We start from the raw sequence: 12320 nt of genomic DNA, 5'->3' as shown, positions 1-12320 counted from the left end.
CCCCGCCGGAGACCACCAGCTACCGTCCTGCCCAGAGAAGTGCCAGGATCGAGCTGCGGGGTGCCACCGATCCGTCACCGACCGGCCCTGCTCTAGGGAGTACGACATGGCCGAGAAGAGCGCCACCGCAGCAGACCACGCGATCACCGGGAAACTCCGGCGGAAGGTCATCGCCCTCTCGATCGCCGCGGCGCTCGGCGGCTTCCTGTTCGGCTTCGACTCCTCCGTCATCAACGGCGCGGTCAAGGCGATCGACGAGGACTTCGCGCTCGGCGACCTGCCGCTGCTCTCCGGCTTCGTCGTGGCGTGCGCCCTGCTGGGCTGTGCGATCGGCGCCTACTTCGCCGGCCGCATCGCCGACCGGATCGGCCGCATCCCGGTCATGCTCATCGGCGCGGGCCTCTTCCTCATCTCCTCGATCGGCTCCGGACTCGCGTTCGCCGTCTGGGACCTCATCATCTGGCGCGTGATCGGCGGCCTCGGCATCGGCATCGCGAGCGTCATCGCGCCGGCCTACATCGCCGAGATCGCGCCGAAGGCGGTGCGCGGCGCGCTCGCGAGCCTGCAGCAGCTCGCGATCACGCTCGGCATCTTCGCCGCCCTGCTCTCCGACACCCTGCTGCAGGGTGCGGCGGGAGGGGCGAACGAACCGCTCTGGTTCGGGCAGGACGCGTGGCGCTGGATGTTCATCGTCTGCGCGATCCCCGCCGTGATCTACGGGCTGCTCGCCTGGCGCCTTCCCGAGTCGCCCCGCTACCTCGTGGGCAAGGACCGCCGCGACGACGCGAGGAAGGTGCTCGCGAGCGTGACACCGGCCGCCGAGGTCGATCCGGCGCTCGAGGACATCGAGCGCTCGCTGCGCGAGGACAAGGAGAACGCCCGCACGGCGAGCCTCCGCGGCAAGCTCTTCGGCCTGCTCCCCGTGGTCTGGGTCGGCATCCTGCTGTCGATGTTCCAGCAGCTGGTCGGCATCAACGTCATCTTCTACTACTCCACGAGCCTCTGGAGCTCCGTGGGCTTCGACACCACCAACAGCGGCACGTCGTTCACCATCTCGGTCGTGACGAGCGTCATCAACGTGGCCGTCACGTTCGTGGCGATCTTCTTCGTCGACAAGATCGGCCGCCGCCCGCTGCTGCTCACCGGATCGGCCGGCATGGTCGTCTCGCTCGGTCTGATGGCGGTCGCGTTCTCGCAGTCGGTGCTCGTCGACGGCGCTCCGCAGCTTCCGGGGGCCTGGGGCCCGCTCGCCCTCGTCGGCGCCAACCTCTTCGTGATCTTCTTCGGCGCCACCTGGGGGCCGATCGTCTGGGTGCTGCTCGGCGAGATCTTCCCCAACCGCATCCGCGGCAAGGCGCTCGGTGTGGCCGCCGCCGCCCAGTGGCTCACCAACTTCGCCATCACCGAGACGTTCCCGGCGCTGTCGAGCTTCTCGCTGGCCTTCACCTACGGGCTGTACACGTTCTTCGCGCTGCTGTCGTTCGTCTTCGTCTTCTTCGCGGTGCCCGAGACGAAGGGCCGATCGCTCGAGAGCATGGACGACCTCAAGGTGGAGCGGGGCAAGGGCAAGGTGAACGCCGCGGCCGCCCGCCGCTGAATGCTATAATTCTCGGAGCACCCCGCATGTCGGGGTGACTACGCGTGCCCAATCGGCAGACAGCATCCCATCGGTCCCCTTCGTAAGAGCGGGTCGGATGCGTGCCGGGCACCAGGATTCGCGGCCACCGTCGCGAAGAAAACCGAGAATGGCGTGCGTCCGCGCGCGCCGAGAAGAGGAGAACGGCCATGGCCGTCGTCACCATCCGCCAGCTGCTCGACAGCGGCGTGCACTTCGGGCACCAGACCCGCCGTTGGAACCCGAAGATGAAGCGCTTCATCTTCACCGAGCGTTCCGGCATCTACATCATCGATCTGCAGCAGTCGCTCGGCTACATCGACAAGGCCTACGACTTCGTCAAGGAGACGGTCGCCCACGGCGGCACCGTGCTCTTCGTCGGCACCAAGAAGCAGGCTCAGGAGTCCATCGCCGAGCAGGCGACCCGCGTGGGCCAGCCCTACGTCAACCAGCGCTGGCTCGGTGGCCTCCTCACCAACTTCCAGACGGTCTCCAAGCGCCTCGCGCGCATGAAGGAGCTCGAGGAGCTCGACTTCGAGGACACCGCGAAGAGCGGGTTCACCAAGAAGGAACTCCTCATCAAGAAGCGCGAGCTCGACAAGCTGCACAAGTCGCTCGGCGGAATCCGCAACCTCACCAAGACGCCGTCGGCGCTGTGGGTCGTGGACACCAAGAAGGAGCACCTCGCCATCGACGAGGCCAAGAAGCTCGGCATCCCCGTGATCGGCATCCTCGACACCAACTGCGACCCCGATGAGGTCACGTACCCCATCCCGGGCAACGACGACGCGATCCGCTCCGTCGCCCTGCTCACCCGCATCGTGGCCGACGCCGCCGCCGAGGGCCTGATCCAGCGCCACCAGAAGCCGACCGAGGGCGACGCCCCCGCCGAGCCGCTGGCCGAGTGGGAGCGCGAGCTCCTCCAGGCGTCTGAGACCCCGGCTGCCGAAGACGAGAAGATCGAGGCCGTCGACGGCCTCGTCACCGGCTCCGAGAACACCGAGGCTGTTGCCGAGGTCGTCGCCGCCCAGGTGCCCGTCGAGGAGAACGACGCCGACGCCGCCGCGCAGGCCGACCTCGCCGAGATCACGGACGAGTCCCTCGTCGTCGAGCACAAGGTCGAGAGCGACGAGGCCGCCGAGGCCAAGATCGAGGCCGAGGCGACCGACGCCGAGAAGGCCCCCGCCGCCGAGTAAGCACCCCATCGCGGGAAAGATCGCCGACACTTCTGTGCGGTAGCGTGACCCGCGAATCCGGGTCCCGCGACAATTTTCAAGGAGTCTGAAACAACATGGCAACTATCAGCCTGGCTGACGTCAAGGCGCTGCGCGAGCAGCTCGGAACCGGCATGGTCGACACCAAGAACGCCCTCGTCGAAGCCGATGGCGACATGGAGAAGGCCATCGAGATCCTGCGCCTCAAGGGCGCGAAGGGAAACGCGAAGCGTGCCGATCGCTCCACGAGCGAGGGGCTCGTCGCCGCTCAGCAGGGCGACGGCGCCGCGACGCTGATCGAGCTCGCGTGCGAGACCGATTTCGTGGCGAAGGGCGACAAGTTCATCGCCCTCGCCGACGTCGTGCTCGCCGCGGCGTTCGCGGCCGGTGCGTCGACCCTCGAGGAGGCGCTGGCCGCTCCGGCCGGCGGCAAGACCGTCGCCGACGTCATCAACGACGAGGCCGCGATCCTCGGTGAGAAGATCGAGCTGCGCCGCATCGCCCGCCTCACCGGCGACGCGTTCGAGGTGTACCTCCACAAGACCTCGAAGGACCTGCCCCCGCAGGTCGGCGTGGTCGTGGCCTACACCGGCTCGGACGCCGAGACCGCTCGCAGCATCGCGCAGCACATCTCGTTCGCCGACCCGCAGTACCTCGCTCGCGAAGACGTCCCCGCCGACGCCGTCGAGAAGGAGCGCGCGATCGTGACCGAGATCTCGAAGAACGAGGGCAAGCCCGAAGCGGCTCTGCCCAAGATCGTCGAGGGTCGCGTCACCGCCTACTTCAAGCAGGTCGCCCTGCTCGAGCAGGACTACGCGAAGGACAACAAGCTCTCGGTCGCCAAGGTGCTGGCGGATGCCGGCATCCAGGTCACCGGCTTCGCCCGCTTCAAGGTCGGCGCGTAAGCTCCTAGCAGCAGCACGAGAAAGGGCTCGGGTCGTTCGATCCGGGCCCTTTCTCCTGCCCGGACGGATCGTCCGGGCGTCACGGTCACGGTAGCCTGTCCGAGGGGCACGACGAAGGGAACAACGACGGATGTCAGAGCCGGAAGCAAAGCGCAGGGTACTCCTCAAACTGTCCGGTGAAGCGTTCGGCGGTGGTCAGCTCGGGGTCAATCCCGACGTGGTCAGCGGCCTCGCGCGCGAGATCGCCGAGGCGGCCACCGAGGTCGAGGTCGCGATCGTCGTGGGCGGTGGCAACTTCTTCCGCGGCGCCGAGCTCTCGACCCGGGGCATGGATCGCGGTCGAGCCGACTACATGGGCATGCTCGGCACCGTGATGAACGCCCTCGCCCTGCAGGACTTCCTCGAGCAGGCCGGAGCCGAGACCCGCGTGCAGTCCGCGATCTCGATGACCCAGGTGGCCGAGCCGTACATCCCGCGCCGCGCCATCCGTCACCTCGAGAAGGGCCGCGTGGTCATCTTCGGTGCGGGAGCGGGACTTCCTTATTTCTCCACCGACACGGTCTCCGCCCAGCGCGCCCTTGAGATCCACGCCGACGAGGTGCTCGTGGCCAAGAACGGCGTCGACGGCGTCTACTCGGCCGATCCGCGGATCGTGCCCGACGCGGTGAAGCTCGACACCCTGACCTACAACGAAGCCCTGGTGCAGGGCCTCAAGGTGGTCGACTCGACGGCCTTCAGCCTCTGCATGGACAACGGCATGCCGATGCACGTGTTCGGCATGGAGCCGGCGGGCAACGTGGCGAAGGCCATCCGCGGCGAACGCATCGGCACACTGGTCACCACCAGCCATTGACACCACCGGCCACTGACTACACTTGATCTGACCGATCCACCGAAGGAGTTCCCGTGATCGCCGAAGTGCTTTCCGACGCCACCGACCGCATGGACAAGGCCGTGGAGGCCGCCAAGAACGACTTCGCGACGGTGCGGACGGGCCGGGCGAACCCGGCCCTGTTCCAGAAGATCATGGTTCCCTACTACGGGACGCCGACGCCGCTCGAGCAGCTCGCCTCGTTGCAGAACCAGGAGGCGCGGACCCTCATCGTCACGCCCTACGACAAGAGCGCGCTGCGCGACATCGAGCAGGCCATCCGCGACGTGCCGAACCTCGGCGCGAACCCCACCAACGACGGCAACATCGTGCGCGTCACCCTCCCCGACCTCACCGAGGAGCGCCGCAAGGAGTACGTCAAGCTCGTGCGCGCGAAGGCGGAGGACGGCAAGGTCTCGGTGCGCAACATCCGCCGCAAGGCCAAAGACGACCTCGACGCGCTGAAGAGCGAGGTCGGCGACGACGAGGTCTCGCGCGGCGAGAAGGAGCTCGAGCAGGTCACCAAGAGCCACGTCGACGCCATCGACGACGCCCTCAAGCGCAAAGAAGCGGAACTGCTCGAGGTCTGACCTCGGCAGGCTGCCATGAGCGACCCCGATCCCACCCGGAGCGTGCCGCCGCGCCGCCCGCGGCCGCTCACGCGCGCCGACATCCAGGCTCAGGTGCGCGCCCGCAAGGAGCAGTTCGACGAGGCCAACGAGAAGATCACGGCGAGAAGCGGCCGCAATCTCGTCTCGGCGATCGCGATCGGCGTGGGCCTCGCCCTCGCCATGGTGGTCAGCCTCGTGGTCATCAAAGAGATCTTCATGGTGCTGGCCGCCGTGGTGGTCGCCTTCGCCACGCTCGAGCTGGTCGCCGCCCTCAAGCACGCCGACATCAGGGTGCCGCGCATCCCGACGGTCGTCGCGGGCGTCGCCATGGTGCCGGCCGCCTACTACGGGGGTGCGGAGGGGCAGTGGCTCGTCGCGCTCGGCGGCATGCTGTTCGTGGCGCTCTGGCGTCTCGGGGCCTGGGCCGTGTCCACGCCCCGCGCCGGATTCCCCGCGGTGCTCCGGGACCTCGCGGCCGGCACCTTCGTGCAGGTCTACGTGTCGTTCCTCGCCTCCACCTCCGTGCTGCTGCTCTCCAAAGACGGCGGGCAGTGGTGGGTGCTCGCCTTCATCGTGGTGGTGGTGCTGACGGATGTCGGGGCGTACGCCTCCGGCCTCAATTTCGGCAAGCATCCGATGGCCCCCACCATCAGCCCCAAGAAGACCTGGGAGGGCCTCGCCGGAGCCGCGCTCGTGTCGCTTGTAGGCGGTGTGCTGCTGGCGATCTTCATGCTCGGTCAGCCGTGGTGGTTCGGCCTGATCTTCGCTGCGGTCATCGTGTTCACGGCCACGGTGGGTGACCTCTCCGAGTCGCTGCTGAAGCGCGACATCGGCATCAAGGACATGAGCAGCTGGCTGCCCGGCCACGGCGGGATCCTCGACCGGCTCGACTCGATCCTGCCCTCGGCGGCCGCGGCCTACGTTCTCTGGGTGCTGGCACAATAGAGCCGTGAGCGTACCTTTCCCCCGCACCCGCAGCTCGATCCTCGGTTACGACGTGAACGAGGTCGACGACTTCCTCCGGAAGGCCCGTCAGGCCTACGACGAGCGTGATGCCGCGGACGAGCACTTCGTGCTCACGAGCGATCTGGTGCGCCACACCGCCTTCAGCATGCAGAAGGGCGGCTACTACGCACCCGCCGTCGACGCCGCGCTCGAGCGGCTGGAGGACGCCTTCGCGCTGCGCGAGCGCGATCGCGCCTATCAGGAGGCAGGCGACGAGGCCTGGTACGCGAACGCCCGCTCGCGCGCAGGCGAGATCCTGCTGCGGCTGGAGAGGCCAGAGGGCCAGAAGTTCACGAAGGCCGGGTTCCTCCGCGTGGGCTACCACCCGAAGGATGTCGACGCGTTCTGCACGGGACTGGTGGAGTACTTCCGATCCGGCGCCGACATCACCACCGCCGACGTGCGCACAGCCGTGTTCCGCTCCCGTCGCGGCGGCTACGACGAGGCCCAGGTCGACGCCGTGCTCGACGCGGTCGTCGATGTGATGCTCGCCGTGCGCTGAGAACCGGCGCACCACGCAGATTTCCTGCGTGAGTCTGTCCACTCCACAAGGATGTGCGGCGTGTCGAGTCCCCCGGTTGGGTGACACGCTCACTTCTGTGTTAGCTATGTCTGCTATGACAACAGCATCCACGCGCGCCCGCCGCGCTCTCGCACTGGCCGCGGGCGGTTCCGCCTTCGCCCTGGTCCTCGCCGGTTGCGCCGCCGGTGGGGGAGACGTCGCCGCGGGCGACGCGATCATCGTCGGCACGACCGACAAGGTCACGACCCTCGACCCTGCGGGCTCGTACGACAACGGCTCGTTCGCCGTGCAGAACCAGGTGTTCCCGTTCCTCATGAACACCCCCTATGGCAGCCCCGACGTAGAGCCCGACATCGCCGCGAGCGCTGAGTTCACCGGGCCCACCGAGTACACGGTGACCCTCAAGGAGGGGCTCACGTTCGCCAACGGCAACGAGCTCACCTCCTCCGACGTCAAGTTCAGCTTCGACCGCAACATCGCGATCGCCGACGAGAACGGCCCCTCGTCGCTGCTCTACAACCTCGACAGCATCGCCACCCCCGACGACCTCACCGTGGTCTTCACCCTCAAGAACCCGGACGACCAGGTCTTCCCGCAGATCCTCTCGAGCCCCGCGGGCCCGATCGTCGACGAGGACGTGTTCTCGGCGGATGCCATCACGCCCGACGACGAGATCGTCGACGGCGAGGCGTTCGCCGGCCAGTACTCGATCGCGAGCTACGACTTCAACAACCTCATCTCCTACGTGCCGTTCGAGGGCTACCAGGGTCTTCTGCCGGCCGCCGAGTCGCCGATCAACGCCAAGTACTACGCCGACTCGTCGAACCTCAAGCTCGACGTGCAGGAGGGCAACATCGATGTGGCGTTCCGGAGCCTCTCCGCCACCGACGTCGAGGACCTCTCGTCGAACGACGCCGTCAAGGTGTGGGACGGCCCGGGCGGCGAGATCCGCTACATCGTGTTCAACTTCGACACCCAGCCCTTCGGCGCCACCACGGCCGAGGCCGACGAGGCCAAGGCCCTCGCCGTGCGCCAGGCCGTCGCCGACTTGATCGACCGCGACGAGATCGCCGACCAGGTCTACAAGGGCACCTACACCCCGCTCTACTCGTTCGTGCCCGCCGGGCTCACGGGCGCCACCGAGGTGCTCAAGGAGACCTACGGCGACGGCGCGGGAGGCCCCTCGGTCGAGAAGGCCACGGAGCGACTCACCGCAGCGGGCATCACGACGCCGCTCGAGCTGAACCTGCAGTACAGCCCCGACCACTACGGCCCCTCCTCGGGAGACGAGTACGCGCTGATCAAGGACCAGCTCGAGGCCTCCGGTCTCTTCACGGTCAACCTGCAGTCGACCGAGTGGGTGCAGTACGCGAAGGACCGCACGGCCGACGTGTACCCCTCGTACCAGCTGGGCTGGTTCCCGGACTACTCGGACGCCGACAACTACCTGACGCCGTTCTTCCTCACCGAGAACTTCCTCGCCAACCACTACGACAACCCCGAGGTCAACGACCTCATCCTCGAGCAGGCCTCGACGGCCGACCCGGCCGCACGTCAGGCCCTGATCGAGGAGATCCAGGCCAAGGTGGCGGCCGACCTCTCGACGGTGCCCTACCTGCAGGGCGCCCAGGTCGCCGTGGCCGGAACCGACGTCGACGGCGTCACGCTCGACGCGTCGTTCAAGTTCCGCTACGCACCCCTCACCAAGGGATGACGACCGGCCTCCTGCCGAGCGACGCCACCAGCCCGGTCGCCCCCGCGCGCAGAAGCGCCGGGGGCGGCCTCGGCCGGTACCTGCTCGTTCGATTCCTGCTGATCTTCCCGACCATCTTCATCCTGGTCACTCTGGTCTTCCTGCTGATGCGCACGATCGGCGATCCGATCACCGCCGCACAGGGCGGCCGTCTCACGGCCGACCAGCTCGCGGAACGCATCAGCGCAGCCGGCTACGACAGGCCCGTCTTCGTGCAGTACGTCGAGTACCTCGGCCAGATCTTCACGGGGAACTTCGGCAACACCATCAGCGACAACCGCCCCGTCACCGAGGTACTGCTCACCTACGGCGGGGCCACGCTCGAGCTCGCCTTCTACGCCCTGATCGTGGCGTTCATCGTGGGCATCCCGCTCGGCATGCTCGCGGCCTCCCTCCGCGACCGCGCGCCCGACGCGTTCCTGCGCATCTTCGCGATCCTCTGCTACGCCACCCCCGTGTTCTTCGCGGGCCTCCTGCTGAAGCTCGTCTTCTCGGTCTGGCTGCAGTGGCTGCCCGTCGCCGGGCGGGCCTCCACCCGCACCGAGCTCGCCATGCAGACCCTGCCGAACAAGACGGGCATCTACCTGATCGACTCGATCATGCTCGGCTCGCCGACCGCGATCGGCGATGTGCTCTCGCACGCCGTGCTCCCAGGCATCGCCCTGGGGCTCCTCACGGCGGGAGTCTTCCTCCGCCTCGTGCGCACGAACGTCATCGGCACCCTCGGCACCGACTACGTCGACGCCGCTCGCTCGCGCGGGGTGAGCGAGTTCCGGCTCGTGCGGAAGCACGCCTACCGGCCTGCCCTCATCCCGATCATCACCGTGATCGGCCTGCAGATCGCGCTGCTGCTCGGCGGAGCCGTGCTCACCGAGACCACCTTCGAGTGGAAGGGTCTCGGCTTCCAGCTCGCCGGCTACCTCGCCGCCCGCGACTTCGTGGCGGTGCAGGGCATCGTCGCGCTGCTCGCGGTGTTCGTGGCGCTCACCAACTTCGTGGTCGACGTCATCGCCGCGGTCATCGACCCGAGAGTGAGGTACTGAGATGGCTACCGAACTCGTGCCCTCCGGCCACCCCACCACCCTGCCGCCTGCGAACGGCAGCTTCTGGGGTCGTCTTCCCGTGCTCAAGCAGCTCCGCCAGAGTGTGGGCCTGCAGCGCGGCATGCTCGTGGCGGGGCTCGCCATCACCGCCCTGTTCCTGCTGGTCGCGGCCTTCGCGCCGCTCATCGCCCCCTACGGATTCGCGCAGCTGCGCGACGACTCGGGCCCCTTCGGTGCTCAGCAGCCGCCGAGCGCCACTCATATCATGGGCACGACCGTCGGTGGCTACGACGTGTTCTCCCGGGTCATCTGGGGCACTCAGACCGCGGTGCTCGTGATCGTCGTAGCGGTCGTGTTCTCGATCTTCATCGGCATCCTGCTCGGTCTCGTCTCCGGCTACATCGGTGGCTGGCTCGACCGCGTGCTCGTCGTGATCGGCGACGCCGTCTACGCCTTCCCGTCGCTCCTGCTCGCGATCGTGCTCTCGATCGTCATTTCCGGAGGACAGTCGAGCCTCTGGGGTGGCATCTTCGCGGCGGCGCTCTCGATCACCGTGGTTTTCATCCCGCAGTACTACCGGGTCATCCGCGCCGAGACCATCCGCATCAAGGCGGAGCCGTACGTGGAGTCGGCCAAGATGCTCGGGGCCTCGGCGCCGCGCATCATGTTCCGGCACGTGCTGCGCAACGCCACCCGCACGCTGCCGATCATCTTCACGCTCAACAGCTCCGAGGCGCTGCTGACCCTCGCCGGGCTCGGCTTCCTCGGCTTCGGCATCGAGCCGACCGCCGCGGCGGAGTGGGGCTACGACCTCAACAAGGCGCTGTCGGATGTCACGAGCGGCATCTGGTGGACCGCCCTCTACCCGGGGCTCGCGATCGTGCTGGCCGTGCTGGGCATCACCCTCGTGGGCGAGAGCCTCAACGACCTGGCCGACCCCCGGCTGCGGGCCCGTCGACGCGTGAAGGCGCGCGCGACGACAGCGACGACGACAGCGACGGCTGCTGCCGCGGCCCCTGACACGACCACCGAGGAGAAGTCATGAACGACGTCGTCGAGATCACCGACCTCTCGATCTCGTTCGCGACCGACGGCGGCACCGTGCGTGCGGTCGGCGGCGTGAGCCTGACCGTCCGCAAGGGCGAGGTGCTCGCCATCGTGGGCGAGTCCGGCAGCGGCAAGTCGGTGACGGCCAAGAGCATCCTGGGCCTCCTGCCCGAGACCGCCACGACAGAAGGCGCGGTGCTCCTCGCGAGCCGCGACGGCTCGCACGCGAACGACATCGTCTCGCTCAGTCCCTCGCAGCTGCGGGAGGTGCGAGGCACCGACGTCTCGATGGTGTTCCAGGAGCCCTCGACCGCGCTCAATCCCGTCTTCACCGTCGGCTGGCAGATCGCGGAGGGGCTCCGAGCCCACGGCACGGTCTCGAAGGCCGAGGCGCGGCGGGAGGCGATCGAGATCCTCCGCAAGGTCGGCATCCCCGAGCCCGAAGTGCGCGTCGACCACTACCCGCACCAATTCTCGGGCGGCCAGAAGCAGCGCATCGTCATCGCTGCGGCCCTCGTGCTGAACCCCGGACTGATCGTGGCCGACGAGCCCACCACGGCGCTCGACGTCACGGTGCAGGCCGAGATCCTCGACCTGCTGCGCCGGCTCCGGGACGAGTTCGGCACGGCGATCGTGCTCATCACGCACAACATGGGCGTGGTCGCCGACCTCGCCGACCGCGTCGTGGTGATGTACGAGGGCATGGTGGTCGAGGAGGCCGACGTGAAGACCCTCTTCGCCTCGCCGCAGGATCCCTACACGCGGCGGCTCCTCGACGCCGTGCCCCGCATCGGGCAGGGGCGCGTGCACACGGCGGAGCGCGAGGCGGCCCGCGCCGGTGCGCGCGCGGCCCGCGCCGCCGAGGGTGAAAGCGCCCTGGCGCCCGTGGTGGAGGCCTCGCACCTCACGATCGACTACCCGGGCCGCTTCGGGCGCAAGGGGTTCCGGGCCGTCGACGACGTCTCGTTCCGCATCGCGCCCGGTGAGGTGCTCGGTCTCGTGGGCGAGAGCGGATCGGGCAAGACCACGATCGGCCGGGCCCTGGGCGGCCTCACCCGCATCACGGGCGGCTCGCTCACCGTGCACGGCTTCGAGATGCTCGGCTTCTCCGAGCGGCGCTTCAAGCCGCTGCGCGCCGACATCGGCTTCGTGTTCCAGGATCCTGCGGCGAGCTTCAACCCTCTGCTCACGATCGCCGACGCCGTGGCCGAACCGCTCGTCATCCACGGCCGCGCCGAGAGCCCGCGCGATGCGCGGAAGCGCGTGGACGAGCTCCTCGAGGCCGTGCAGCTGCCGAGGAGCTTCGGCGACCGCTTTCCGCACGAACTGTCGGGCGGCCAGCGCCAGCGCGCGAGCCTCGCCAGGGGGATCGCGCTCGAGCCGAGCCTCCTGATCGCCGACGAGCCCACCTCGGCTCTCGACGTCTCGGTGCAGGCGCGCGTGCTCGAGCTGTTCGCCGAGCTGCAGCGCGCGTTCGGCTTCGCCGCCCTGTTCATCAGCCACGACCTCGCCGTGGTCGACCTGCTGGCCGACCGGATCGCTGTGCTCTACCGGGGCCGGCTCGTCGAGGAGGGCACGGGTGCCGAGGTGCTCGACCACCCCACCGACCCGTACACCAGGCGACTGATCGCCTCCCTCCCGGTGCCCGATCCGGTCGAGCAGGCCGCCCGCCGGGCGGAGCTCGCGAGCATCCAGGCGGATTCCCGGGGGAGATGACACGGGAATGGGCTAAA

Annotated in this window: 11 protein-coding genes; all 11 read left to right on the top strand. The window is 68.4% G+C overall.

Going from position 1 to position 12320, the window contains the following annotated elements; translation table 11 throughout:
• Positions 1–106 precede the first annotated feature (106 nt).
• A complete protein-coding gene (locus tag N1028_RS00815; RefSeq protein ID WP_259524848.1) occupies positions 107–1597 on the top strand; it encodes a sugar porter family MFS transporter in 1491 nt (496 codons plus the stop codon).
• A 188-nt stretch (positions 1598–1785) separates the two neighbouring features.
• A complete protein-coding gene (rpsB, locus tag N1028_RS00810) occupies positions 1786–2811 on the top strand; it encodes a 30S ribosomal protein S2 (RefSeq protein WP_259524847.1) in 1026 nt (341 codons plus the stop codon).
• 95 nt (positions 2812–2906) lie between these two features.
• Positions 2907–3734 (top strand): translation elongation factor Ts, encoded by an 828-nt coding sequence (gene tsf / locus N1028_RS00805; RefSeq protein ID WP_259524846.1) that lies wholly within the window; start codon positions 2907–2909, stop codon positions 3732–3734.
• Between the two features lie 130 nt (positions 3735–3864).
• The gene (gene pyrH / locus N1028_RS00800) at positions 3865–4587 is read left to right on the top strand and encodes a UMP kinase (RefSeq protein ID WP_259524845.1); all 723 of its coding nucleotides are present in this window, start codon (positions 3865–3867) and stop codon (positions 4585–4587) included.
• 53 nt (positions 4588–4640) lie between these two features.
• Positions 4641–5195 carry a ribosome recycling factor gene (gene frr, locus N1028_RS00795; protein ID WP_259524844.1) on the top strand — a complete coding sequence of 185 codons (555 nt, stop codon included), beginning with the start codon at positions 4641–4643 and terminating at the stop codon, positions 5193–5195.
• Between the two features lie 15 nt (positions 5196–5210).
• The gene (locus tag N1028_RS00790; protein WP_259524843.1) at positions 5211–6161 is read left to right on the top strand and encodes a phosphatidate cytidylyltransferase; all 951 of its coding nucleotides are present in this window, start codon (positions 5211–5213) and stop codon (positions 6159–6161) included.
• Between the two features lie 4 nt (positions 6162–6165).
• Positions 6166–6723 (top strand): DivIVA domain-containing protein, encoded by a 558-nt coding sequence (locus N1028_RS00785; protein ID WP_259524842.1) that lies wholly within the window; start codon positions 6166–6168, stop codon positions 6721–6723.
• Between the two features lie 115 nt (positions 6724–6838).
• On the top strand, positions 6839–8458 hold the full coding sequence (locus N1028_RS00780; RefSeq protein ID WP_259524841.1) for an ABC transporter substrate-binding protein: 1620 nt from the start codon (positions 6839–6841) through the stop codon (positions 8456–8458).
• Positions 8455–9540: an ABC transporter permease gene (locus tag N1028_RS00775; protein WP_259524840.1), complete on the top strand. Its 1086-nt coding sequence runs from the start codon at positions 8455–8457 to the stop codon at positions 9538–9540. Before N1028_RS00780 ends, N1028_RS00775 begins: the two co-directional genes overlap by 4 nt.
• Position 9541: 1 nt before the next feature.
• On the top strand, positions 9542–10585 hold the full coding sequence (locus tag N1028_RS00770; protein WP_259524839.1) for an ABC transporter permease: 1044 nt from the start codon (positions 9542–9544) through the stop codon (positions 10583–10585).
• Positions 10582–12303 carry a dipeptide ABC transporter ATP-binding protein gene (locus tag N1028_RS00765; protein ID WP_259524838.1) on the top strand — a complete coding sequence of 574 codons (1722 nt, stop codon included), beginning with the start codon at positions 10582–10584 and terminating at the stop codon, positions 12301–12303. Before N1028_RS00770 ends, N1028_RS00765 begins: the two co-directional genes overlap by 4 nt.
• Positions 12304–12320 lie beyond the last annotated feature (17 nt).

This window comes from Herbiconiux oxytropis (genome assembly GCF_024979315.1).
Classification (GTDB): Bacteria; Actinomycetota; Actinomycetes; order Actinomycetales; family Microbacteriaceae; genus Herbiconiux; species Herbiconiux oxytropis.
This window is presented reverse-complemented; position numbering and strand designations above follow the sequence as displayed.